This window comes from Vibrio phycocola, assembly GCF_054404255.1.
In genome coordinates, this window is record NZ_JBTAMQ010000004.1 from 244,822 (window position 1) to 268,542 (window position 23,721).

The 23,721-nt window shown below is 41.9% G+C and carries 18 protein-coding genes; 8 read left to right on the plus strand and 10 right to left on the minus strand.

Translation table 11 applies throughout. The annotated features are described in order from the left end of the window. Window positions 1-176 precede the first annotated feature (176 nt). The 4 genes from ACXJY6_RS07365 to ACXJY6_RS07380 all read left to right on the plus strand — a co-directional run bounded on the left by ACXJY6_RS07365 (window position 177) and on the right by ACXJY6_RS07380 (window position 8,301). Window positions 177-2,087, plus strand: a complete 1,911-nt coding sequence (locus ACXJY6_RS07365) for a RecQ family ATP-dependent DNA helicase (RefSeq protein ID WP_458768084.1) — start codon at window positions 177-179, stop codon at window positions 2,085-2,087. Window positions 2,088-2,159: 72 nt separating this feature from the next. Beyond that, on the plus strand, window positions 2,160-2,663 hold the full coding sequence (locus ACXJY6_RS07370) for an NlpC/P60 family protein (protein WP_458767887.1): 504 nt from the start codon (window positions 2,160-2,162) through the stop codon (window positions 2,661-2,663). Between the two features lie 204 nt (window positions 2,664-2,867). Then, entirely contained in the window at window positions 2,868-5,522 is a 2,655-nt protein-coding gene (locus ACXJY6_RS07375) for an Ig-like domain-containing protein (RefSeq protein WP_458767888.1), read from the plus strand. Window positions 5,523-5,691: 169 nt separating this feature from the next. Then, window positions 5,692-8,301 carry an ABC transporter substrate binding protein gene (locus tag ACXJY6_RS07380; RefSeq protein ID WP_458767890.1) on the plus strand — a complete coding sequence of 870 codons (2,610 nt, stop codon included), beginning with the start codon at window positions 5,692-5,694 and terminating at the stop codon, window positions 8,299-8,301. A 153-nt stretch (window positions 8,302-8,454) separates the two neighbouring features. Here ACXJY6_RS07380 and ACXJY6_RS07385 read toward each other — a convergent pair whose 3' ends face one another. The 7 genes from ACXJY6_RS07385 to ACXJY6_RS07415 form a co-directional block, all read right to left on the minus strand. After that, complete coding sequence (locus tag ACXJY6_RS07385; RefSeq protein ID WP_458767892.1) at window positions 8,455-9,711, minus strand: dicarboxylate/amino acid:cation symporter; 1,257 nt, start codon at window positions 9,709-9,711, stop codon at window positions 8,455-8,457. Window positions 9,712-10,071: 360 nt separating this feature from the next. Continuing rightward, window positions 10,072-10,878: a tryptophan synthase subunit alpha gene (gene trpA, locus ACXJY6_RS07390; protein WP_458767894.1), complete on the minus strand. Its 807-nt coding sequence runs from the start codon at window positions 10,876-10,878 to the stop codon at window positions 10,072-10,074. Next, window positions 10,878-12,068, minus strand: a complete 1,191-nt coding sequence (gene trpB, locus ACXJY6_RS07395) for a tryptophan synthase subunit beta (protein ID WP_458767895.1) — start codon at window positions 12,066-12,068, stop codon at window positions 10,878-10,880. Before trpB ends, trpA begins: the two co-directional genes overlap by 1 nt. Window positions 12,069-12,118: 50 nt before the next feature. Further along, the gene (trpCF, locus tag ACXJY6_RS07400; protein ID WP_458767896.1) at window positions 12,119-13,528 is read right to left on the minus strand and encodes a bifunctional indole-3-glycerol-phosphate synthase TrpC/phosphoribosylanthranilate isomerase TrpF; all 1,410 of its coding nucleotides are present in this window, start codon (window positions 13,526-13,528) and stop codon (window positions 12,119-12,121) included. Window positions 13,529-13,533: 5 nt separating this feature from the next. After that, complete coding sequence (gene trpD / locus ACXJY6_RS07405; protein ID WP_456049503.1) at window positions 13,534-14,532, minus strand: anthranilate phosphoribosyltransferase; 999 nt, start codon at window positions 14,530-14,532, stop codon at window positions 13,534-13,536. Between the two features lie 87 nt (window positions 14,533-14,619). Next, window positions 14,620-15,201 (minus strand): aminodeoxychorismate/anthranilate synthase component II, encoded by a 582-nt coding sequence (locus ACXJY6_RS07410; protein WP_458767897.1) that lies wholly within the window; start codon window positions 15,199-15,201, stop codon window positions 14,620-14,622. 12 nt (window positions 15,202-15,213) lie between these two features. Continuing rightward, the gene (locus ACXJY6_RS07415) at window positions 15,214-16,788 is read right to left on the minus strand and encodes an anthranilate synthase component 1 (protein WP_458767898.1); all 1,575 of its coding nucleotides are present in this window, start codon (window positions 16,786-16,788) and stop codon (window positions 15,214-15,216) included. A 301-nt stretch (window positions 16,789-17,089) separates the two neighbouring features. Here ACXJY6_RS07415 and rnm point away from each other — a divergent pair, with 301 nt between their 5' ends. From rnm to ACXJY6_RS07430, 3 genes are all read left to right on the plus strand, one after another. Then, window positions 17,090-17,947 (plus strand): RNase RNM, encoded by an 858-nt coding sequence (rnm, locus tag ACXJY6_RS07420; protein WP_458767900.1) that lies wholly within the window; start codon window positions 17,090-17,092, stop codon window positions 17,945-17,947. Between the two features lie 20 nt (window positions 17,948-17,967). Then, window positions 17,968-18,588 (plus strand): L-threonylcarbamoyladenylate synthase, encoded by a 621-nt coding sequence (locus ACXJY6_RS07425; protein ID WP_456049507.1) that lies wholly within the window; start codon window positions 17,968-17,970, stop codon window positions 18,586-18,588. 497 nt (window positions 18,589-19,085) lie between these two features. Then, on the plus strand, window positions 19,086-19,223 hold the full coding sequence (locus tag ACXJY6_RS07430) for a hypothetical protein (protein WP_456049508.1): 138 nt from the start codon (window positions 19,086-19,088) through the stop codon (window positions 19,221-19,223). Window positions 19,224-19,236: 13 nt separating this feature from the next. On the opposite strand, the gene ACXJY6_RS07435 is transcribed toward ACXJY6_RS07430, so the two are convergent. Next, entirely contained in the window at window positions 19,237-19,920 is a 684-nt protein-coding gene (locus ACXJY6_RS07435; protein WP_458767902.1) for a DUF6796 family protein, read from the minus strand. A 29-nt stretch (window positions 19,921-19,949) separates the two neighbouring features. After that, window positions 19,950-21,548, minus strand: coding sequence for a CRTAC1 family protein (locus tag ACXJY6_RS07440; protein ID WP_456049510.1), 1,599 nt, complete (start codon window positions 21,546-21,548; stop codon window positions 19,950-19,952). A gap of 604 nt (window positions 21,549-22,152) precedes the next feature. Between ACXJY6_RS07440 and rluB the strand changes: the two genes are divergently transcribed. Beyond that, window positions 22,153-23,142, plus strand: a complete 990-nt coding sequence (gene rluB / locus ACXJY6_RS07445) for a 23S rRNA pseudouridine(2605) synthase RluB (protein WP_456049511.1) — start codon at window positions 22,153-22,155, stop codon at window positions 23,140-23,142. Window positions 23,143-23,230: 88 nt separating this feature from the next. Here the strand turns inward: rluB and ACXJY6_RS07450 are convergent, their stop codons facing one another. Continuing rightward, entirely contained in the window at window positions 23,231-23,716 is a 486-nt protein-coding gene (locus tag ACXJY6_RS07450; RefSeq protein WP_458767904.1) for a GNAT family N-acetyltransferase, read from the minus strand. Between the last annotated feature and the right edge of the window lie 5 nt (window positions 23,717-23,721).

A 23,721-nucleotide genomic window follows, 5' to 3' on the forward strand; every position in this document is an offset into this window, starting at 1 on the left:
AATTGAAGTGCGTATGTTGGCTTTGACAAAGTATGACTCTGGTAGCACTGCGAGCGACATCGTGATTTTTAAGACGTTCGTTTATTGGATTATTTTTATACTGTGTTTATCTGTAATCTTTATAATATTGAGTCATAAAACGACCCATTGGTGAGTTAATGAAGAATGGAACAATAATGATGGAACAAACGCTGCAACAATACTTTGGTTTCGACCATTTACGCCAGGGTCAATCAGAGGTTATCCAACATATTTTAGACGGACAATCAGCCGCGGCTATTTTTCCTACTGGTTCGGGGAAATCACTGTGTTATCAATTGCCAGCGGTAATGTTACCTCATTTAACGTTGGTGATTTCTCCACTGTTGGCCTTAATCAGTGATCAATTGGAGTTTCTACACAGTAAAGGAATCGCCGCAGCGAGCATCGATTCGACTCAAGACAGAGAAAGCACGCAAGCCATTATGCAGCAGGTAAAAAGTGGCGAGTTGAAAGTACTGATGATTTCTGTGGAGCGCTTGAAGAATGAGCGTTTTCGTCAATTTATTTCTCAAGTGCCCATCTCTTTGTTAGTGGTCGATGAAGCACACTGTATTTCGGAATGGGGCCATAATTTTCGGCCTGATTACCTAAAGCTTCCGTATTATCGTCAACAGCTCAATATTTCTCAGGTGTTATTGCTAACCGCTACAGCTACACCTCAAGTTATTACGGATATGAGCGAAAAGTTTGATATTGCGCCAGATGCCATCACAGTGACTGGGTTTTATCGGCCGAATTTGCATCTTTCGGTCATACCGTGTGCCGAAGAAGAGAAATTTGACCAGTTAGCTAAGCTGTTAACTCAAAATTCTCATGCTCCAGCCATAGTGTATGTGACATTACAGAAAACAGCGGAAATCATTGCCAGTCGATTACAGCGTATCGGTGTAGACGCCACCCCGTATCACGCCGGATTAAAGCACGAGATACGGCAATCGATTCAACAAGAGTTTATGAATGGTTCTTCTAATTGCATCGTTGCTACGATTGCGTTTGGTATGGGCATCGACAAAGCGGATATTCGTCAGGTGATTCACTATGACTTACCTAAATCAATAGAGAATTATTCTCAGGAAATCGGTCGGGCAGGGCGAGATGGAAAGGTGTCGCAATGTACGATATTGGCCAATACCGATAGTCTGAATGTATTGGAAAACTTCATTTATGGTGATACTCCAGACAAAGCTTCGATTGAATATGTCGTCGATGACATCATGGCATCAACAGGAAGCTGGGAAGTGATGATGACACGCCTGTCGAGTGAGAGTTATGTTCGCCAGTTGCCGCTGAAAACTCTGTTGGTTTATCTTGAACTTCGATCGATTATTCAATCCCAATTTAGTTACTTCGCGACGTATCGTTTTAAGTTAAATCAAAGCATCGACAGCATCACGAGCCACTTTGAAGGTGAGCGTCGTCAGTTTGTTGAATCACTTTTTGCGTGTTGTCCAAAAGCTAAAACTTGGTACAGCGTAGACTTCGATGCGTTATGGATAGGTTATCAAACGGAACGCAAACGCGTTGTCGCGGCATTGGATTATTTTCATCAGCAAGGTTGGATCGATCTTGAGAGTAAGCAGATAACCGATGTGTATAAAGTTCTAGACCGTCAGCAGTCCAAGTCACAATTGGTGGATGATCTGTATCAGTTATTTGAGAAGAAAGAGCAGAGCGAAATTAATCGAATTCAGATGATGCTCGACTTCTTTCAAAGTAGAGCATGTTTGAGTTCAACGTTAGCGAGCTACTTTGCTGATACTCAAGCACCGCAACGTTGTGGCCACTGCTCGGTATGCCAAGGAGAGATTGCGACATTGAGCGGAAGAACGTTACCCGATCTTGATGTTCAACAAATTGAAGGTTGGATCAAGCCGTATATTCAAGCCAGTACACAGCCATTAACAGAAAAAGCGTTAACGCGATTTTTATGTGGAATCACCACGCCACTGAGCACAAAATTGAAAGGCAGTAAGATGGAAGGTTTTGGAACCTTGGAGTTTTATCCCTTTGCGCAAGTCAGCGAAGTGGTGAAGACACTGCTATAACTTAGTGTATGATTAGCTCTAATATCATCACGGAGAGAGAGTCATGCAACCCTATTTTAAGGTACAGAAATAATGGAAATTCGACAAAATGGCCTCATCCTTATTCTTTCCATGTTTCTATTGGTAGGTTGTAGCATGGGCCCTGAACGAGAAGGTTTCCATACTGCTACCTCTAGCCCTAAACGTGAAATTCTTGGTGATTCTGAGTCGGTCAAACAACGTTTGTTGGGCCATTATGGCGAATGGAAAGGAACGCCGTACGTCTATGGTGGACTGAGCAGCCGAGGTGTTGATTGTTCGGGTTTCGTTTATTTGACCTTTTTGGAGCGTCTGGGGCTGACACTACCGCGAACCACGTCATCTCAAGTAAAAGTCGGTATTAAAGTCTCACCACGGAAGATGAAAGTTGGGGATTTGGTCTTTTTCAAAACCGGATTCAATACTCGCCATGTAGGGATCTACCTCGGTGACAATCAGTTTCTTCATGCGTCAGAATCGAAAGGTGTGATCATTTCATTTTTGACGAACCCATATTGGCAGAGCCATTTTTGGCAGGTTAGAAGAGTGATGGCTTAATTTATAATGCTGTCAGTTTATGTTCGTTAAATACGGACATTAAACTTACGATATTTTCCTTACAAACAAAGAAAATTACATCGCTTTACATGAAATACTTGATAGATATCTCAATAATGAAATTCTGCATACTTCAATAATATTCAGTGTATATGCTTTAAATGCAGCCTCTAACTAATTCAATGGCTTAGGAAGCATCTATATATGTCGCTACAACTCAAAGTTATCCTAAATGGGCAAGTTTCTTACCTGCCTTTGAGTAATTCCAATTTAGTTCGCGCCTCTCACTTAGGTGTTGCCTATACATTGATTGATGAAAACGGTGATGCTGTTACATCGAATTTGGAACTCAAGCGACAGGAAAATACACTTGAAATTTCTTATCAAGATGAAGTCGTTGCTGTTATAGATGGGTTCTATGTACAAATAGAAAATGCACCAGTGTATTGGATTGAAGGTGGCCCTTTGCCTGAAATCATTACTGATGCGGATGGCCGAATTACTGAACAACTTGATAATTTCTCACTAGAAACTGTAGTAGAGAATGGAACTTTTATTTCGGGTAGCAAGACACTTTTAACCGAGCAAGGTATTGTCTGGATCTCAAATGAAGCGCCACAACAAGGTATATTGACACCAATAACCGAATCTCTAGGACTAGTCCAGGTGGGGACATTACTCATCGGCAGTGCGTTATATGAGGATAATACTTCAAATCAAAGGTCTGACTCTAATCAAGTAGAAGAGTCTTCATATAACATTGATGTCGAAGCAGTAGCAGGTCGTTTCCAGTCCACTGTACAGATCGATGTGTATGACCAAGATGGAAACCTTCTCACATCTAAAACACTAGATATGAGCAGTAATTCAGCAAATTTTAGTCTTAACTCCGATTACTCCGGACCTATATTAGTGGTTGTTTCTGATATAAATGGCATTGCTGGTGATTATATTGATGAAACTACAGGCGATCTTGTTAGTTTGGATTCATCGTTAAGTGCGATGGGAATTGTCGATGGTTTCAGTGATATTTCATTAAGTGTTACGCCACTTACCGAGCTCGCGGTTCGTCAGGCTGGTGTCGATATCAACAATATTTCCCTGACAATGGACGATTTAGCAGTAAATGATCAGATTGGTGATTTATTCGGGGTAGACGATATCATCGGCTCAGTGATCACCGTTTTAGACGATGAATTTAACTTAGCTGATGGCTTATCGAATGAGGAAGAATATGGTTCTGTACTTGCGATACTTTCGGGTGCAGACAGTGGTACAGGGAGTATAGATGCGACTCTGGATACGATGGAGTCGGCAATTAGTGAAACCTCAGGTAGTGAGTTGTCGATAACCCAGACAGGTGTTGAACTATTAGCTTCTGGTGTGGATAATTTTGAAAGTGGCACCAATGCTGATAAAACAGAATTAAGCTATGCCAACCTTGAAGTCCCTATGATTGATGAAGCTAGCGATGGTTTGGATATTGCTGATAGCAGTGATGGCGTGATAGTGAAAGTGCCAGATGCTGCCGTTGGAGATTCCATTACCATTCACTGGGGAAGTACAAACACCTACACGGTAACAATCTCCAATAGTGAAATAAACTTAGATGGTACTGCTAGCATCACCGTTCCAAGTAGTGTCGTGAATGCGGCGGGAGATGGTGAAATAGAGGTTAGCTATAAAACCAACGGAGAGAAACAAAGTCCATCGGTATTGATTGACGTCGAAGTTACAGCACCGACTATCTCGATTTCCAGTGATGCGACCGACCTGAAAGCCGGTGAAACGGCGACCATTACCTTTACGTTAAGCGAATCGAGTACTGATTTTAGCCTTGCTGATATTAGTTATTCTGGCGGCGTGCTAAGTAACTTCAGTGGCAGTGGCACCAGTTATACGGCGACCTTTACGCCAACGACCGACACCACCGCTACCGCCAATATCAGTGTGGGTAGCAGCGCGTTTAGCGATGCGGCCGGTAATCAAAATACCGATGGTAGTGATGGTGATAACCGTGTCAGCATTAGCGTAGATACCGAGAGTCCCACTCTAGCATCTTCTGTGCCTGGGGATGAGTCGACTGACATCGATGTCGACGCAAACATCTTATTGACGTTTGATGATGATGTCATTGAAGGTGTTGGTAATATCACTATTTCAAATGGAGATGACGATATTCGCACTATTGCCATCACTGATACTACCCAAGTAACCATAAGTGGAAACACGGTTACAATCGACCCAACTGATGATCTAAATAGTAGTCAAGATTATACGGTTACTGTAGACCAAGGCGCGCTTTTGGATGGTTCAGGTAATGATTCAACAGCAGTTAGCGATTCCAAGGTTAATTTCACTACTGAATATATCAAGCCCGATGAAATTACCGTTATATGGGACTTTACAGATGGTTCGATTACAACGACAGACGAGGCGTCGGCTGGTGCATTTCTAGCGGATGTCGAATATACATTTATGTTCATTGTAGATAGCGACTCAGCAAATTTGGTTACAACTGATATGACTAGGTGGTCTGGAGGTAGTAATTTAGGCAGTGATGAAACGTACGTGCTATACGGTAACGGTGAAGGTGTGCTTGGTATGAATGGTGGATATGTGACTGGAGACGAGGAAATTAATACCTATCATGTTGCATGGATGACATCAAATAAGCCCACAACCCCTTACACAAATAACCTCACTCGGGCTGGTTATGTGGGGAAGGGAGGTTGGTTTCAACGCCGTTATTCAAATAATACTCAAGGGATTGGCATATGGAGTGATACTTGGGGGGGCTTCCCTACCGGTAGTAATGCATTACTCTACGCAACCAGTACCAATATTACACCAATGTAGTGACTAACTATGAAAAACGCATAAATCTTTTGCGGGAGTGTTCTATAATGAATAAAAAGCGATCCGTTTCTTCGACGTATTTCGGGTCTGATGTTAAACGGAATTAAACCACTGACTTCTAAGTTTACTGTCTTGTTTTCAGAAAAAGTGGCTCTTAACAGGACGAAATATGAAACGTCAATATGTCCAATCTATTCAAGTTAATTCAGTGAGGCATTTAAGATTCTTAGCTATAACCTTTATTCTGTTGATCGGTATAATGCTTTCAGTATCTCCGCTCTATGCTGCACTCAATGACAATAAAATAAACTTGGCTAATAAACATGTTCTGTATCTAAACTCTTATTCGCCTTCCTTTGAGACCTTTTCCCCACAAGTCGATGGTATTAAATCGATTTTCTCTGAAAATCAGATCAAGCTTGATATCGAGTTTATGGATACTAAGCGCCTCAATAGAGAAGCAAATATTACCCATTTTGACCAACTTTTTTCTTATAAACTCAGCCAGCTAGATGATTATGATGCGGTTATTGTTGCCGATGACAATGCCACTAACTACCTTATGGAGAAACGCTCGACATACTTCCCAGATACTCCCATTGTCTTTCTGGGAGTTAATAGCCTCGATAATGCAAAACTATATAGCCAAAATCCTATGGTTACTGGCGTCGTTGAGGAAATATCTATGGCTGATACATTAGCTATGGCAAGACAACTCAATCCAAAAGCCAAAAGAATCGTTGCCTTGGCTGACAATACAACTTCTGGCACCCATGACTTATCTATCTTCTATCAAGAAAGAAGCCTGTTTTCTGATATGGAAATGACTCATATCGACCTTTCAGAAATGACATTTGCCAATTTTGCTGACGCTATTTCGAAACTTGGTCCAGAAGATATTATCATTCGCCTAACAACCTATAGAGATATAACGGGCACAACGATATCCTTCAGTGAAGGACTCAAATTAGTTTTGGAAAATGTCAATCAACCTGTATATCACACCTATTACTGGGGAATTCCAGATGGACTTATCGGTGGTAAAATTGTTAGCCACTTTGAACAGGGCGTGACCGCAGCGAAGTTAGTTACCGACGTCCTTAACGGTGCCGACATTAGTCAGATCCCTTTGGTGGAGAACAGTCCAAATAAATATATGGTTAATTACAATGTATTAAAGGCCTATGGTTACGATGAAAGCCTCCTTCCAAAAGGAACACAGCTGCTCGGTAAGGAAATGGGATTCTTCCAACAATATCGGCAATACATATTAGCGACGATATTCATTCTTATGATCCAAGGTGTGATCATTTTCTATTTGGTTCTTAATGTAAGAAAAAGAAAAAAAATTGAATTTACTCTGCTAAAAAATAAACAACAACTTGTACAGGCCAATGATGAACTCTCGGCAAATAATAAGGATCTTACTACTGCCTTTGACAACATCAGAGAACAGGAAGAGCACATTTATCGACTGATCAATATCGACAATCTAACTGGTCTTAAAAATCGTTTTTCTATATCTGAAACCATAGACAACGCTATAAAGAAAGCCTATGGTCAAGAGAAGCTCGCGATTCTATTTCTCGATGTGGATAATTTCAAAAATATCAATGATACCCATGGTCATGATATGGGCGATCGAATTATTAAAGCCACAGGTGAGCTGCTCAACAAATATGTGTCCGATAAAGTTCATATTGGACGATTTGGTGGCGATGAATTTATCTTCTGTGTTCACTATGATGATAGTGAAAAAGAGTTAGATCCATTAATCCAAGAGATCCAAAGCATATTTTTAAATCCTATCACCATTGACCAAAATTCCTTCTATTTTACGGTCAGTATTGGCGTTGCACTCTTTCCTGAACATGCTCCAGAACAGAGAGAACTGATCCAACTCGCTGATCTTGCTCTCTATGAAGCTAAGGCTCGAGGAAGAAATACAATTGTCTACTTTAATGATTCAATGAATAACACTTTGTCTGAAAAAATGGATTTCCAGAATGCTGTCAGAGACGGTTTCAGCAAAGGTGAATTTCGAATGAATTATCAGCCGTATATCGATTTAGGTACTGGCAAAGTAACGGGCCTTGAAGCGCTAATTCGTTGGAACAGTCCGATATTGGGCCAGGTTTCGCCATATCGCTTGATCAGCGCGGCTGAGGAAATGGGGTTTATTGTTGAGCTGGGTCAGTGGATATTTCAAGAAGCCTGCAAATTTGCAAAAATGATCAACGAGAGTGCCGATGACCCCATCATGGTTTCCATCAATGTATCTCCGCTTCAAATTATGGACCAGTATTTCAGCGACACTATTTTTAACATCATTAGTGAAGTAGGAATTGCTCCTAAACATATTTGCTTGGAGGTGACGGAGACCGTACTACTGTCTTCGATGGAAAACAGTCGAAAAGTTTTTGAGCAATTCCAAGAGTATGGCATTCGGATTGCGTTGGATGATTTTGGTACGGGTTACTCTTCTTTAAGTTATTTTAAAGAGCTGTCATTCGATATCTTGAAAATTGACAAGTCTTTTGTCGATAACATTACATCTACCGACTACGAAGCCTATTTATCTAGGGTAATGATAACTTTGGCACATATGAAGTCTCTGAGAGTAGTTGCTGAAGGTGTTGAAGAACAAAGTCAACAAGAAGTATTGAGTTCGTTTAACTGCGATATGGTTCAGGGTTACTATTATTCAGTGCCTTTGGAGTCGAAGGATGTTAAAAGCTTTATTGATAAATACCACACGGATAAGCTTCAGGCTATGTAAAAAGGTAACTTTTAGCCTTCGAGCTTAATAATCATTTTTGGTAAGTACACCACGTTGTTCCGTCGTTAAAATTATCGTTACTCAGAAACTGAAAAAACCACTGTATACTCCTTAACAGTGGCTTTTATCGTTTATTTTACCTATAAATGCGGTTTAGGCCTGTTGATTGGTGTACTCGACGTTTTTTGCTTCTTCATCGTTAATTAATGAATCAACAATAACGGCACAAGCTGCATCACCAGTGATGTTCAATGCAGTACGTATCATGTCGAACACGCGATCTAGAGCAAACAGAAGAGGAAGCCCTTCGATTGGAATACCCGCAGAAAGAAGTACCGCAACCACTAGGAATGAAGGTCCTGGAACACCCGCTTGACCCACCGCACCCAACGTCGCCGTTAGAATAATCGCAATGTACGATCCCATGCTCAAATCAATGTGGAACAGTTGAGCGAAGAATATTGCAACAAGTCCGTAATAAATTGCGTTACCAGACATATTGATGGTCGCACCTAATGGCAATACAAACGAGGCTGTTGAATTACGCACACCTAAGTCATGCTCCACAGCATCCATCGTTACTGGCAATGTCGCCATTGAAGAAGCAGTAGACAGTGCAACCGCTTGAGGTTTCTTCATTACAGATAGGAATTTACGCGCTGATGTTTTGGTGAAAATTTGAATCATCAGTGGATAAGCGATAAACCCGAAGATCAAGATAGCGGCAACGTAAACCGCGAATAGCTTGGCGACAACAGCAAGAGCACCGAAACCAAAGGTACCAACGGCTTCTGCCATGAGACCGAATACACCAAGTGGTGCGATAAGCATGACTTTGTTAATCATCCATACCATTGCATCGACGATAGTGTTCACGCCATTAATGATAGGTGTGCGCTTTTCAACACTTTGCTTCGAGATAGCGATACCAAAGAAGAGACAAAAGACTAAGATCTGGAGAATGTTCGCTTCATTCAATGATTGGAAAACATTGGTCGGGATCATCCCAACAATCGTGTCCCAAAATGTTGGTAATGCACCTTTAGACGCGTATTCAGCCGAGAACATGTTCTCAATACTCGATACATCAATACCTACACCCGGTTGGAAAATCATGCCCATCACTAACGCTAAAGCAACGGCAGCAGCTGATGTGAACGCAAAGTAACCCAATGTCACCGCACCAACTTTACCGGCTGAGTGGCTATTTCCTAGTCCTGCAGCGCCTGAGATAAGAGCTACAGCGACCAATGGGATGACTAACATTTTGATTAAATTGATAAAAATAGCACCAAGTGGCGCAAATATAGCTGCTTGGGGCCCCATTAGAGCGCCGACCGCGGTACCCACGATCATTGCAATAACGACTTGAACGCCGATATTGGTTAGTAAACTTTTTTGTTTTGACACAGTGTAACCTCTGATAAAGTTGATTGTTCTCGTTGAAGAATTAATAACCAAATATTGTTATTAAATTAAACTTTTTAACTGCAGATTTTATTATGAGTTTTATCGCCGAATTGAGCATTGTTTGTATTAATATGCAAAGTTATGGCGTTAATATTATGAATTGTTAGAGTATCGTCTGAGAATTTGGTTTGATTGACTAAAATCAAGAGAGTGGGAGAGAGGTTAAGTGTTAATCGATAATTCTGATATTTATTTGATATAAAGATGAATATATAACGTAAATTCAAAAAATCGATCGCTACCATAAGATAGACGATCGATTTTAGAATGGCTTAACGGTTAGCGAAAACGTTGTACAAATTACTTGTGTGTTGCCGCTTTCATTGAGCTGATGAAATCACTCATTTCACTAAGTAGTGCTTCTGGTTGCAATTGATGTTGCTCGATAATTTTAACCACAGCAGAGCCTGAAATTGCACCAGCTGCGCCGCTCGTAATAGCTTGTTTTACTTGTTCTGGCTGAGAAATGCCGAATCCAAGTAATGCGGGTGGAGCATCGAAGCGTTTTAGAGCATCAAGCAGTTTATCGACGGGCATGTTTGCTTTGGTCTCAGCGCCAGTAACACCAGCACGAGAAAGCAAATAGGTATAACCTTGGCCCAATTCCGCTACTTTCTTCAATGTCTCGTCATCCGCTGTCGGTGGAGCAATAAAGATAGGTTTGATATTGTGCGCATTGGCTTTCTCAATAAACATGGCACTCTCACTGGTTGGCACATCGGCAATCAATACTGAGTCAACTCCTGCATTTTCACATTTCGCGTAAAACTCATCTACCCCATTTGAATACACCAAATTGGCATACATGAGTAAACCAATCGGCAAATCGGGATAGAGTGCTCGGATTCGACTAATGATGTCAAAACAGTGATCGGGTGTGGTTCCTGAATCCAAAGCTCGGATATTTGCGCCTTGAATGGTTGGGCCATCGGCAGAAGGATCAGAAAACGGGAAACCAAGTTCAAGAGCATCGGCACCAGATTCAACCAAGGTTTTTATGATTTCAAATGAAAGTTCTGGGCTCGGATCACCAATGGTAACGAATGGAACAAACGCGCCTTCGTTATTAGCTGCAAGCTTGGTAAAGAGTGATTGATAGCGATCCATTATAGAACTCCTTTGTCTTCAAGGATTTTATGTACGGTGAAGATATCTTTATCGCCACGCCCAGATAGGTTTACTACCAATGTTTGTTCTTTTTCTGGCTCAGAACGCGCCATTTTTAATGCGTGAGCTAAAGCGTGAGAAGATTCTAACGCGGGGATAATACCTTCGTTTCGTGCTAACTCTTGGAATGCATCCAATGCTTCATCATCGGTAGCATCAACATATTCAGCACGACCAATGGAATTCAAGTAAGCGTGTTGTGGCCCGACAGATGGGAAGTCCAAACCCGCAGAAATAGAGTAAGACTCTTCAACTTGACCATGTGGGTCTTGCATGAGAGGCGCTTTCATACCAAAGAAAATCCCGGTTTTGGCGTGCTTAAGTGGTGCGCCATGCTTTTCAGTATCAACACCAAGACCACCGGGTTCGACACCGATCAAACGCACGGATTCTTCTTCGATAAAATCAGCAAACATACCGATGGCATTTGAACCGCCACCGACACAAGCAATGACTGCATCAGGAAGTTTTCCTTCACGTGCAAGTATCTGGTTTTTGGTCTCTTCACCAATCATGCGTTGAAATTCGCGAACGATAGTTGGGAATGGATGCGGACCTGCCGCAGTACCAAGTAGGTAGTGGGCTTTTTCATAGCTAGCAGACCAGTCGCGGAGCGCTTCGTTACATGCGTCTTTTAGTGTCGATGAACCTGAGTGAACAGGAATTACTTCAGCGCCCATTAGTCGCATGCGAAAAACGTTAGGGCTTTGACGTTCAACATCTTTCGCACCCATATACACTTTGCATTTTAAATCGAGTAGAGCACAAGCAAGTGCAGTTGCAACGCCATGTTGACCTGCGCCTGTTTCAGCGATGATCTCTTTTTTACCCATGCGTTTAGCCAATAATGCTTGACCTAATACTTGGTTGGTTTTATGCGCGCCGCCATGGAGTAAGTCTTCACGTTTAAGGTAAAGCTTGGTTTTCGTTCCCTTGGTCAAGTTACGCGTGAGTGTCAACGCTGTTGGACGTCCTGCGTACTCTTGTAAAAGCGTCATAAACTCGGCTTGAAATTCAGGGTCTTCTTGGGCGTCGATGAACGCTTGCTCTAATTGGTCGAGAGCTGGAACCAGAATTTGCGGTACAAATTGGCCACCGTATTCGCCAAAGTAGGCATCTAATTTAGACATGTATTCTTATCCTTAAAAATGGGTATTCGCACTTATCTGCAATCGTTCGCCTAGTAGGCTCTAATTTTTGCAAATGCTTGCTCTAATTTCTCGTTGTCTTTTTGCCCTGGTGAAGATTCCACACCTGAATTTAAATCCAAACCAAGACAACCAAGTGACGCGGCTTGTTGGGCATTGTTGGGGTTTATACCGCCAGCGAGCATAATATCGCTGGTATCGGTTAACGCTCGCCAATCGAACGTCGTGCCTGTTCCCCCAAGTTGTTCGCCGACTTTCGCATCAAACAAATGACGCTCTATATCCGCTCCAAGTTTCGCCGGCATCTCGTCGCTCACACCATAGGCTTTCCAAATTGCGATTGATTCGGGTAGTTGTTTGCGTAAACGGCTCACATAGTCTTGGTCTTCAGTTCCATGAAGCTGAACGGCACTAAGGGAAAGTTGACTTGCTATTGTGACAATGTCACTCAAATCATGATTTTGGAAGACCCCAACATAGAGAAGTGGAGCACCTTCAATTACTTGAGATGCTTGCTCTGGAGTCACATAACGAGGTGACTTCTCAACAAAGATCAGCCCGCCATAAACGCTACCTGCCTGATGAACGGCTTGCGCATCTTCGGCGCGAGTTAAGCCACAAACCTTGTTGTCGCCTAATATAATTTGACGAGCAGCGCGGTCAATATTGTCTTGTGCCATTAGCGAGCTGCCGATTAGAAAACCATTGGCGTAAGTGGCTAAATCTCTCACTTGCTGGTTAGTGTAGATGCCCGATTCAGAAATAATAATTCGGTCTTGTGGCAGCTTAGGTGCGAGTTCTTTGGTGCGGTTAAGGTCTGTAGTGAGGTCACGTAAATTGCGATTATTAATACCGATAACTTTCGCATCTAAATTGACTGCACGTACTAGCTCTTCATCGTTGCTTACTTCTGTTAGTACACCCATCTTGAAGCTATGCGCAAGTTCGGCTAACTCGCGATATTCGTTATCATCGAGAACCGAAAGCATAAGCAAAATAGCATCTGCTCCGTAATGACGAGCGAGATACACCTGATATGGGTCGATCATAAAGTCTTTACACAGTACTGGCTGATGAACTGAGTTTCTTACTTGAGGCAAGAAATCAAAGCTTCCTTGGAAGTACTTCTCATCGGTTAATACCGAGATCGCGTTGGCGTATGGCTTGTACGCGGTGGCTATCTCTTCTGGATTGAAAATAGGGCGAATCAACCCCTTTGATGGTGACGCTTTTTTACATTCCAGAATAAAAACAGCATGTTCAGACGTTAGCGCTTGGTAGAAACTACGATCTGATAGTGTAATTTCAGATTCAAAGTTTGCGAGAGGTTGCTGCTGTTTGCGTTCTTCTACCCAAATCGCCTTGTCTTTTACAATCTTGACCAGCACTTCCGCCATTTCAGTATGCAGAGTCGAAATATGTTCTGAGAGTTGTTGCGTCATTTCCCTTAGCCTCGTTGTGCCAGTTGTTGAACTAATTCGTATGGTTTACCTGTTGCCATTGCGTCTAGTGCTTGTTGTGCATTGGCTTTAAGATCTTCTTGGCCAAATAAACGTAATAGCATTGCCACATTGATTGCCACTGCTGACATTTGTGCTTCGGTGCCTTTCCCCGTTAATATTTGGGTGATGATCTCACGGTTCTCCTCGGGTTCGCCACCTTTTATTGATTCAAGTGGGAAGGTTTTTAGGCCAAAATCATCTGGAGTAACGGTGTATTCTTCAATTTTTCCGTCACGAATTTCTGCAACGGTAGTTTCACCATGAATTGCCACTTCATCCAATCCTGAACCGTGAATAACCGCCGCACGTTTCATTCCCATTTGCAGCATGGTTTCTGCGATTGGGCGAATGAGTTCTTTGCTGTAAACCCCCATCAATTCGATATTTGGGCGAGCAGGGTTAACCAAGGGGCCGAGAATGTTGAACATAGTCCGGGTTTTCATTACTTGGCGAACCGGTGCTGCGTGACGCATTCCGGCGTGATATTGCGGAGCAAACAGAAAGGCGACACCAAGATCATCAACGGCTTTACGAGCGACTTCTGGGCTCATTGCTAAGTCAATACCGAACGCGTTGAGTAGATCAGAAGAACCGGATTTGCTCGATACGCCTCGGTTACCATGTTTGGCGACTTTCACTCCACATGCAGCAGCAACGAAAGCAGAAGCGGTAGATATGTTAATCGTGTTATGACCATCTCCACCCGTACCGACAATATCAGCGAAGTCGTAATCTGGGCTAGGGAAGGGCTTTGCATTGGCTAGAAGAGCTTTTGCTGCACCGGAAATCTCTTCAGGTGTTTCACCTTTGATTTTCAAGCAGGTTAATAGTGTCCCCAATAGTACTGGGTCCATTTCACCTTTTACGATCTGGTCAAACAGATGTTGGCTTTCTTCTTGAGTTAATGACTGCTGTGCGTAAAGTTTGTCGATAATCGCTTGCATGGTTTCGTCCTTAAATTCTGTCGCTAATTCGGTTACTCATTTAATCGCTAAATGCGTTGTCTTTGTCGATTTGAATGTATCGTAAGTCTAGCCTGCAAGAGACCAATCAATCGCATTGGATAATAGTGTTGCGCCATAGGTGGTCATAATTGATTCAGGGTGAAACTGAAATCCACATACCTTGTCGTTTTCCTGTACAACAGACATCACCAAACCGTTGACTTCTGCTGTTACCGTCAGTGCATCCGGTATTTCGGTTGCCACTAACGAATGATAACGCGCAATGGCTAATGGTGAAGGTAAATTCTGGTATATCTCGTGATTTTGGTGTTCCATCATTGATATTTTGCCATGAATAATTTCACCCGCTCCAGCGACAACACCGCCGTATGCCTCGACGATGGCTTGGTGCCCCAGACAAATACCAATCATTGGCACTTTGCCTTTTAAGCTTTGAATAAGTTCTGGCATACAGCCCGCTTCAGAGGGAGCTCCAGGACCGGGAGATAAGACTACAACCGGGTTGTCGAGTTGTGCTAACTCTGCATTGATTTGCGCAACCGTTAGATTATTCCGATAAATAGTGACGTTGTGACCAAGTGAGCGGAACTGATCAACGAGGTTGTAGGTAAATGAGTCAAAGTTGTCGATAAATAATAAATTAGCCATGATGAGTTCTCCTTATGCTTCCTGCTTTTGATGAGCCATTTGGATCGCAGAGATCACGGCTTGAGCTTTGGTTCGAGTTTCGTCAGCTTCTGACTGTGGGGCGGAATCATACACCACACCCGCACCGGCTTGAACACGTGCGACGCCATTTTCAACATACGCAGAACGAATCACAATACAGGTGTCGAGATCGCCTTCACCAGTCAGGTAGCCAACCGCGCCGCCATAGCCACCGCGGCGCTCTTGTTCAACTTCTCGAATTAACTGCATTGCTCGAATTTTAGGTGCGCCGGTTAAGGTTCCCATATTCATACAGGCTTGATAGGCATGAAGTGCATCCAGATCGCCTCTAAGTTGTCCGACAACACGAGAGACTAGATGCATCACATGACTGTACCTGTCGACAGCCAGTAGATTTGCCACGTGTCGAGTACCCGCTTCGGAGATACGAGCAACATCATTACGGGCTAAATCCACTAACATCATATGCTCAGCATTTTCTTTTCGATCGCCTCGCAATTCGAGTTCGATGCGACCATCAAGATCGAGGTTAATCGAACCATCAGGGTTTTTACCACGACGACGGGTGCCAGCAATCGGGTAGATTTCTATTTGATTGGTTTCTTGAGAATATTTCAGAGCACTTTCTGGTGATGCGCCGAACAGTGTAAACAGCTCGTCTTGCATATAGAACATATAAGGGCTTGGGTTACTCTCTTTGAGCTTCTTATAAGCGGCCAACGGTGAAGGGCACGGTAAATTAAAACTGCGAGATGGGACAACTTGGAAAATATCGCCTTGCACAATGTGATGTTTTAAGTCATCAACTATCTGACAAAAATCATTGTCACTTACAGAAACGTCTACATTTACTTGATCTAACTGCTGCGCTTCTGGTAGTTCCGCTGGTTCTTTACATTGTTCAATGATGCTATCGATACGCTGCGTTAGTTGAGCGACATGTGCTGGGTCAGGATTAAACAAGCTCCCCTGAATATCACAGCATCCACGCTGGTGGTCGATCACCAATAACGTTTCCGATACATAAAACACGTAATCGGGACATTGGTTGGTTTGCGCTGCATCACCAAGCGGTTCAAAGTTCGCCACCATATCGTACGCAAACAGTCCACCAAGGAAAATGGCAAAACGATCATGTCCCTCACGGTTAAAGCTATGCTGAACTAAGCGTAAAGGATCGAAAGAAGAAGATTGCTGGAGTCGAGAATCTTCATCTAATGTATCTGAAGGGGTTTCAAACTCGAGTTCTAAACGATCGTTGGTTAAGTGATGTTTGATACTTGGCTTGATATTAAGTGCTAGGTGCTCAATTAAATTTTGACCGTTTTCAGTTAGCGCTTGAAACTCAACTTTATGTCCGTTGCATACGATTCGCGCTGCGGCGTCAACCAACAATAAGCTTTTTAGGTCTTGCTTTGATTCAATTTCAGAAGACTCAAGCAATAAACTATCGGTCTTATGTTCACATAAGGTATGAAATAATTTTGTTGGGTCAGCGTGGTAAGCGACGGTTTTTTTTATGACCTCTAACTTACCCAGTTGATTGATACCTATTGTATTGTTCATGAGGTAATCCTATAAAAATAATGTAAAAAAGCCCGCATCAATTGCGGGCTCTTAAATTCGATTTGCTATCAGTCTAGACCCGCTGGAATAAATATGTCACGCGCCACCAGTTCCAACCATTGTTGGTTGTTACTAAATTCTTTTTCTGCATGGCAGTAAATTCTTGTAACATAGCGGGAAGACTCTCTTAAACTCTTCTAAGTAATTGCGTACTAGTTTGCTAGTGCGTACGGTGAAAGTCAAGCCTTTTTCCTTAGAAATTGCCCTATATTGCCTTATGAAGTAGGAATCAAAAGAAACAATGCCAAGAATAGACTTACACAGTCACACCATCGCTTCTGACGGGCGGTTTACCCCGACTGATGTTATTAATCGAGCACTTGAATTTAATATAGATGTGCTAGCGATAACCGATCATGATACGACTGCGGGATTGGCTGAAGCATTTCATCATATTGAATCTAATCAATTGCCGATTCGTTTAATTTCGGGTATTGAGATTTCAACATTGTGGCAGAATAAAGATATTCACCTTGTTGGGTTGAATATTGACGTAGAAAATTTACAGTTGTGCGAATTAATTGCACAACAAAAACAGCTCCGGGTTGAACGCTCTGAACTCATGGCAAGCCGGTTAGAGAAAGTGACACGTGAAGGTGTACTTGAAGAAGTAAAAGCAATTGCGGGAGAGGCGTATATTACCCGTGCTCATTTTGCTAAGTGGTTGGTTGAAAACGGGTATGCAAAATCGATGCAGCACGTATTTAAGAAATTTTTGACTCGCAATAATCCCGGTTATGTCCCTCCAATGTGGTGCTCTATGACTGAAGCCGTGAGCGCAATTCATGCCGCTGGAGGCCAAGCCGTTCTTGCTCACCCTGGGCGTTATGACCTTACCGCAAAATGGTTAAAGCGCTTATTAACTGCATTTTGTGACGCTGGTGGTGACGCTATGGAAGTTGCTCAACCACAACAAGGGCCGAATGAACGGCGCAACTTGGCAGATTATGCGTTACAATACAATTTATTAGCATCGCAAGGCAGCGATTTCCATTATCCTTCTCCGTGGATGGAGTTAGGAAGAAATCTATGGTTGCCTGCTGGTGTAGAACCTGTTTGGAAAGACTGGGGAATTGAACCCCAGAAAGTTGAGTCTTAGACTCGATGTGAGGAAGTAGAATGAGTCAATATTTTTATGTTCACCCCGACAACCCTCAAACACGTCTTATTAACCAAGCTGTCGCGATTATTCGTAACGGCGGAGTGGTGGTTTACCCAACCGATTCTGGTTATGCGTTAGGTTGTCAGTTAGAAAATAAGCAAGCACTAGAACGAATTTGTCAGATTAGACGTCTGGACGATAAACACAACTTTACCCTTTTATGTCGCGATCTTTCAGAGTTGTCGTTTTACGCCCGTGTTGATAATACCGCATTTCGTTTATTGAAAAACAATACCCCTGGCCCTTATACCTTTATTTTCAAGGGAACGAAGGAAGTGCCCCGTCGTTTGATGAACAGTAAACGTAAGACTATTGGTATCCGTGTTCCGGATAACAAAATAGCATTGGATTTACTTGAAGCATTGGGTGAGCCGATGATGTCGACGTCACTCATTTTACCTAACAAAGAGACGACCGAATCAGATCCTGAAGAAATTCGTGATTCGTTAGAGCATGCAGTTGATGTGATTCTCAACGGTGGTTATCTTGGTGAGCAGCCTACAACGGTCATTGATTTTAGTGATGATGAAGTGAAAGTGTTACGACAAGGTGCTGGTGATAGTACGCCTTTCGAATAGTAAGTGACTATCTTCATGTAATCACAGCAACAAAACCCCCATCGCCCTGCTAGTCGGGGCGATGATCGTTATCGAATGAAATCTTCTAATATTTACACTTAATACGACATTGAGGCTGCAGCGTTTCTCTATTTTTTGTGATTGTTTTCAGTTGTGCATAATGATTGCACATTGGGTTTGAATTGACCGTGAGTGTTGCCTACGGCTTCCTATATTCAATGCCTTGTACAGCAGGTTGGGAGCTGTATTAACCATTATTTATCTTTAACTTAGCTAAAAAAAGATAAGACATTGCAATAATGATCGTAAATATTAAAGAGACATAACATAGAGCTAAACCAGAACCACTTTTTGGGCAGGTCGAACCATTACTTATTTCAAATATACTACCTATAAACGCAAGTAAGAAAACAGGTACCCAACCGATTAAAAATAATTTGTTCAATGGCCGTCGGGATATCATAAGTATTGTAGCAATCAACATGAATAAATAACCTATGAAGACCACAAAGCAAGCTGGAATAAAACCGACAGTTGGGCATGGTGCTACGCCAGTAATGGTTGTATACGATACCGACGCTGCGCCATACAATCCAGTTGCAAGCAAAGCAAACAAAATAAATTTTACAAAATAAACCGCTATATTCCTCATGATTTGTTTACTTTATAAAGTGCATACAAAGATAAAGAAAAAACAATCAAATGAACGACATTCATTGCAGCAGGTAACAGCCACACTCCAACACTCATTCCGGTAAAATAGGTGGTAAAAATCAAACCGAGCAATAATGCAGGGCTAAATATCGCCATCCACTTAGGATATAAGGTTTTTCCGATTGCAATACGCCAAACCCAAAATATGGACACAACAACAATGGCTAAGCGTAAAGCATTGACCAAAGGTTCATTATGAGCACCAAAATCCATTAATAAGCTATGTAATTGTGCAATTATTGTTGGGTCACTTGTATCAGCAATTTCATGAGCTGTCAGTGCTAAATAAATACGCCCACCTAACCAAGCATTTCCGACCATAAAAGCGTAACCACCGAGCAAGGTAATAATCCACCCATAAAGTTTGCTACCTCCACGGATAAACATTTGTCCAATATGCCAATAGCCTAATAGGTACAATGGAGCAGCCAATGTGCTAAAAAAGTGCCCCATTGTTAGTTTTTCTTTGGCGACATTTGCAAAGTAGATATAACCTTCTTTTTCGTAACCTCCAAGAGGAGAATATTGCAAAGTAAATTCGCCGACACCAACAAAAAGGGCAGCAAAGAAGCCAGCAAGTCCAGTCAAAAATAAAACCTTTTGGGTTTGTGTATCCATTATTTAAGTCTCATTATTATTGAAGAATTTTATTCATTAGATAAATCAATGATGGTATTCACTGCTGGCGAGTCCACGGTGATAGCTTTGCCATTTTGGAATTTCACAAGTACAGAAGCTATGTTTGTTTGATCTCCTAAACCAAAGAAAACATCGGTTGTTTGATCCGATCCTAAACCTTCACTGGTATAAAACTGGTTGTGGTATGTTGTGCCATTTTCCATGATGACGGTAACTAATGCACCAATCGATGCCGCTTCATCATTAAAGTTAACCTTTAACCAATGACGCTCACCACCGTTATTAATAAATGCGCGTAATGGACCATTAAGATTACCTATAACCGCATCTGGCCAACCATCATCGTTAAAATCAGAAACAACCGTTGTAACACCAAACATTGGATTAGAGATACCTGATACTTTTTCTACTGGCTTAAACACATTGCCATCGTACTGTTGCAATAAGTTGCCAGGATACAAATCTAGAAGTTCAACCGCAGGGAAACGAATGTAGTTTTGTGTGATCAAATAATCCGCCATGGTGTCGTTATTGAAGTCATATGAAACCAAGCCCCAACCAAAACCATATTTAGCAGCATTGTTTTTTAAAGCGGTATCTTCAAACGTAAAGTTGCCTTGGTTTTCGAGTAAAATATAATTTTTATTTAGTGTCTGATCTTCGGTTAAATCGCCTCGCACTAAAACGTCTGGCAAGGTCGTTCCTACATTACTGAAATATAAGTCCATAAAACCATCATTGTTATAGTCACTCACTGCAATCCCCATTGGGTAGCTATAAGTTACCGGTAATTCAACGCGATCAAAGGTCGTATCCCCGTTATTTTTAAAGACGCGAACAAACCCTGTATCTTGAGCAACAACGAGATCACTTAGTCCATTATTATTAAGGTCTACAAAGACAGCAGTAAAGGTATTATGTTGTTCATATACACCTGAAGATTGGGTAATATCAGTAAATGTATTGTCACCATTGTTTAATAATAAGTTGCTGATTCCACCGTATTCTTGATTGAAAATGGTTTCACCTTCAACAAATTCGGGACGAATGTAATTAGAAACATAAAGATCTACCGCACCATCGTTATTAATATCACCAAAGGACACTGATAGTGGCATAGATGTCGGGTCTAATGGAAAGTCGACTTTGTTACCATTAAAACCATTCGTAGTATTTTCGTAGAAATATAGGCCACTATCTCGAACAACAAATAAGTCAACACGACCATCATTGTTAGCATCAATCGAAGAGGCACCGTAGGTTGGGTCATCAACATCTTTTGTAAACCAACCTGTTGATGAGAGGCTAATAAATTGGTTATTCTCATACTTCTGCAAGCTATCTTGCTGGCCAACCCCTCCGCCAACAAAAATCTCATCGGTACCATCCCCATCGACATCAATCGTTGCTAAGGCCATAAATGGTAATGCTGCGACAAAGTCTGATTTATGAGTGAATTGAGTTGTTACTTCAGTGAATTGTAGGTCTGTTTCACCTTGCTCCTGTTGGGGGCCTTGCACTACATATTCAATCACTTTAGGCGCTGATAATATAATGACAACGCTTATCGCAATAATAATTAAAAGTATTTTTAACCACTTATTCATTTTGATCCTCCATAACAATATTTTTATACCCAACAACGACATATTTACGATATCAATGTAAGACTACAAATTTTTCATAGAGTTGTATTATTGAATATATCAATTTGGAATAACTTAATTGATAAATGGAATATATATTCTTGCTAAAACTGTATCTTTCAAAACAGCCATGACACATCGAAATTATCCACTTAACTTGAATCAATCGCTGCTACGTCATTATCATTAATACAACACGTAGATGGTGGTAATTTCACCACTCGTGAACACGAGAGAGTTTCCTTATTTGTTTAACAGCTAAGACGTTGTATTAACATATGGAATTTAAAGTTCGATCTTTTCTAGAAGAGAGGCATAACATTAAACATTGAAGTTTCAGGATTAATCACATCACACAAGATCAGTTTGGATTTGCTTTGAGCCACGACATCGATTTCCTTCGTTGGGTAAACACAAAGCATAAACATGGTATTAACCAGATAGTGTCTCATGTATAATGCCCGTCCAGAATAGATATTCTTTGAGTTATATAGCTGTAACTTATTGATATTTTTTGAAAATACAAATGCTGACGTCTGTGAAGACGACACAACAAGGTAATGAAATGAACGAAAAGTTACAAAAAGTTTTAGCACGAGCAGGGCACGGTTCACGTCGTGAGTTAGAATCTCTGATTAAAGCCGGGCGTGTTAGTGTTAATGGTAAAGTAGCTATTCTTGGTGAGCGTCTTGATGATCCAAGTGCGATCATTCGTGTCGATGGGCACGTAGTATCAATTAAAGCGGAAGAAGAAGTTGTATGCCGCGTATTGGCGTATTACAAACCAGAAGGTGAGTTATGTACTCGTAGCGATCCAGAAGGTCGCCGCACGGTATTTGACCGTTTACCTAAAATTCGTGGTTCACGCTGGGTTTCTGTTGGCCGCTTAGATGCGAATACATCGGGATTGTTGCTGTTTACAACCGATGGTGAACTTGCTAACCGTTTAATGCACCCAAGCCGGCAAGTTGAACGTGAATATTTAGTTCGCGTCTTTGGTGAAGTGACAGAACAAAATATTCGCAATCTAGTTCGCGGTGTCGAACTTGAAGATGGCGAAGCGCGTTTCGAAGATATTGTTTATACCGGTGGAGAAGGGATGAACCATACCTTCTATGTCGTGATTAATGAAGGCCGAAACCGAGAAGTGCGCCGTTTGTGGGAATCACAAGATACAACGGTAAGCCGCCTAAAACGTGTTCGTTACGGTGAGATTTATCTTGATAAAGCGTTGCCTCGTGGTGGTTGGGTTGAACTAGACCTCAAAGATGTTAACTATCTACGTACCATGGTAGAACTCCCACCAGAGAAAGAAACCATGCTGGATTTGTCGAAAGACAACACATCGCGTAAACGCGAGCGTGCTCGTGGTCATAAAATTCGTCGTGCGATTAAGCGCCACGAAGAACGCGTTACGACACCAGCAGGCAAACGTGGTAAACCGAGCGCCAAACCAGCGTCTAATTCTGGTAAAAAACCAACGAGTGGTAAACCGACGAATGGTAAGAAACCATCAACTCGTCGCACACCCGCGAAAAAGCGTACTCGTATTTAGTTAGTATGCTCAGTGAGTGAAAGTATAATGAAAAAATCCCCAAGCGAATAAAAATTCACTTGGGGATTTTTTGATCTAAGCGATACGATTAAAAACTCAGCAGCATGTCATTCCAATTCGCGCCACCATGGCTCGATGCTGAAACTCCTTGGCAGACAAACCCATTGCTTTGATAGAAATTGATTAACTTGTCTTTGCAGGTTAATACGATTCCAAAATGATTTCGTTGTCTACTGATTTCGATTAAATGTTCGGTTAAGCGAGAGGCGTAGCCATTTCGTTGAAAGTCTGGGTGGACAACCAAACCAAATACAGTTTGGTATTTTCCATCAGGACAGTGCATCGAAGGGTTGGCATACAGTTCGTCAGGTAGCTCAGGGCTGTGATAGACACATCCGTTGATGTGACCAACAATGACACCATCGACTTCTAATACGAAAAAACATTCAGGAAAAACGGCAAATCGATCAATGAACGATTGCAAAGAAGCCGCTTCACTTTCTGGAAAACAAAGCTGCTCGATCTCCGACATGCGATTGATATCGGCTTGGGTCGCAGGACGAATGTGATGCATACCTA

Excerpts from the sequence above, each read along its gene's own strand:
- ACXJY6_RS07365 (WP_458768084.1), top strand. The coding sequence starts at position 177 with ATGATGGAACAAACGCTGCAACAATACTTTGGTTTCGACCATTTACGC.
- ACXJY6_RS07370 (WP_458767887.1), top strand. The coding sequence starts at position 2,160 with ATGGAAATTCGACAAAATGGCCTCATCCTTATTCTTTCCATGTTTCTA.
- ACXJY6_RS07375 (WP_458767888.1), top strand. The coding sequence starts at position 2,868 with ATGTCGCTACAACTCAAAGTTATCCTAAATGGGCAAGTTTCTTACCTG.
- ACXJY6_RS07380 (WP_458767890.1), top strand. The coding sequence starts at position 5,692 with ATGAAACGTCAATATGTCCAATCTATTCAAGTTAATTCAGTGAGGCAT.
- trpA (WP_458767894.1), bottom strand. The coding sequence starts at position 10,878 with ATGGATCGCTATCAATCACTCTTTACCAAGCTTGCAGCTAATAACGAA.
- trpB (WP_458767895.1), bottom strand. The coding sequence starts at position 12,068 with ATGTCTAAATTAGATGCCTACTTTGGCGAATACGGTGGCCAATTTGTA.
- trpCF (WP_458767896.1), bottom strand. The coding sequence starts at position 13,528 with ATGACGCAACAACTCTCAGAACATATTTCGACTCTGCATACTGAAATG.
- trpD (WP_456049503.1), bottom strand. The coding sequence starts at position 14,532 with ATGCAAGCGATTATCGACAAACTTTACGCACAGCAGTCATTAACTCAA.
- ACXJY6_RS07410 (WP_458767897.1), bottom strand. The coding sequence starts at position 15,201 with ATGGCTAATTTATTATTTATCGACAACTTTGACTCATTTACCTACAAC.
- ACXJY6_RS07415 (WP_458767898.1), bottom strand. The coding sequence starts at position 16,788 with ATGAACAATACAATAGGTATCAATCAACTGGGTAAGTTAGAGGTCATA.
- rnm (WP_458767900.1), top strand. The coding sequence starts at position 17,090 with ATGCCAAGAATAGACTTACACAGTCACACCATCGCTTCTGACGGGCGG.
- ACXJY6_RS07425 (WP_456049507.1), top strand. The coding sequence starts at position 17,968 with ATGAGTCAATATTTTTATGTTCACCCCGACAACCCTCAAACACGTCTT.
- ACXJY6_RS07430 (WP_456049508.1), top strand. The coding sequence starts at position 19,086 with ATGAAGACCACAAAGCAAGCTGGAATAAAACCGACAGTTGGGCATGGT.
- ACXJY6_RS07435 (WP_458767902.1), bottom strand. The coding sequence starts at position 19,920 with ATGGATACACAAACCCAAAAGGTTTTATTTTTGACTGGACTTGCTGGC.
- ACXJY6_RS07440 (WP_456049510.1), bottom strand. The coding sequence starts at position 21,548 with ATGAATAAGTGGTTAAAAATACTTTTAATTATTATTGCGATAAGCGTT.
- rluB (WP_456049511.1), top strand. The coding sequence starts at position 22,153 with ATGAACGAAAAGTTACAAAAAGTTTTAGCACGAGCAGGGCACGGTTCA.
- ACXJY6_RS07450 (WP_458767904.1), bottom strand. The coding sequence starts at position 23,716 with ATGCATCACATTCGTCCTGCGACCCAAGCCGATATCAATCGCATGTCG.